This is a genomic window from Celerinatantimonas sediminis, assembly GCF_046054195.1.
In the GTDB taxonomy this organism is placed as follows: Bacteria; Pseudomonadota; Gammaproteobacteria; order Enterobacterales; family Celerinatantimonadaceae; genus Celerinatantimonas.
Genome location: NZ_JBEQCS010000044.1, coordinates 1 through 1,180 on the forward strand (window position 1 = coordinate 1; position 1,180 = coordinate 1,180).

At 46.9% G+C, this 1,180-nt stretch carries 1 protein-coding gene; it reads right to left on the minus strand.

The genetic code is table 11. The annotated features are described in order from the left end of the window. Nucleotides 1–1,116, minus strand: a protein-coding gene (locus ABTQ23_RS21125) for an IS3 family transposase (protein ID WP_408617742.1) whose coding sequence is annotated in 2 segments (ribosomal slippage) — nt 1–879 and nt 879–1,116 — 1,117 coding nt annotated over the 2 segments. Because the reading frame shifts where the segments join, the coding sequence is not laid out codon by codon here. This gene is flagged as partial in the annotation. Nucleotides 1,117–1,180: the final 64 nt, after the last annotated feature.

Sequence of the window (1,180 nt, forward strand, 5' to 3'; positions counted from 1 at the left end):
GCTCATACTCTAACGGCGATAGCCCATTATTGGAACTATGTTGTCGTTTCGGGTTATAAAACATCTCAATATAATTAAACACATCCATCTTCGCATCGTCCCTTGTTGCATAGATTTTTCGCTTAATTCGTTCACGTTTCAGCAGTTGAAAGAAGCTCTCGGCTACTGCGTTATCATGGCAATTACCTCGACGGCTCATGCTACCTTCCAAGCCATGAGCACTTAGAAACTCATTCCAATCATGGCTCGTGTATTGGCTTCCCTGATCTGAGTGAACTAGGACATTTCCATCAGGTTTACGCTGCCAAACCGCCATCAATAAGGCGTCTAACGCAAGCTCTTTGGTGATACGACTGCCCATTGACCAACCAATAATTCGTCGTGAGAACAAGTCCATTACAGCGCCAAGATAGAGCCAACCTTCATGTGTTTTGATGTACGTAATATCCGTTACCCAAGCCTTGTTGGGCGCTAATGGATCGAATTGCCGCTCTAAACGATTTGGCGTAACAACGTGTTGCTCACCGCTAGGAGCTCTTGGTTTGCGATAGCCAATTTGCGCTCGCAGTCCTGCTCGCTGCATCAGACGATATACACGATTGATACCGCATTGCTCGCCAAGATTACGCAGATCTCGATGGAGTTTACGGTATCCATAGACACCACCAGACTCAAGCCAACATTGTTTGAGTTGGCCTGTAAGTCGTTCATTGTCACATTGTCGCTTCGACTTTGCGCAGCTCCTCCACGCGTAATACCCGCTCGGATGAACATCAAACAACTGGCACAGTTGCCGCACAGAGTGGCTGTGGTGATGCTCTTGAATAAAGGCGTACCTTACTCGGGGTGGCTTGCGAAGTACGCCGCGGCTTTTTTTAACAGGTCACGTTCTTCAGTAACGCGCTTAAGCTCTTTTTGTAGTCGTCGAATTTCGGCGGACTCAGCAGATTGCTGAAGGTGTTCCTCGGAATCAGGACCATAGCGCTTAATCCAGGCATATAGACTGTGTGTGGTAGTACCTAAACGCTGAGCTACGTCAGCGACAGAATGGCCGGCAACAGTGACTTGTTTAACGGCTTCGATTTTGAATTGTTCAGGGTAACGTTTATGGCTCATGGACACCTCTTTTTTTAGCTAGTTTATCTAACTAAAAGGTGTCTAGGAAATCAGTGGCGATTCA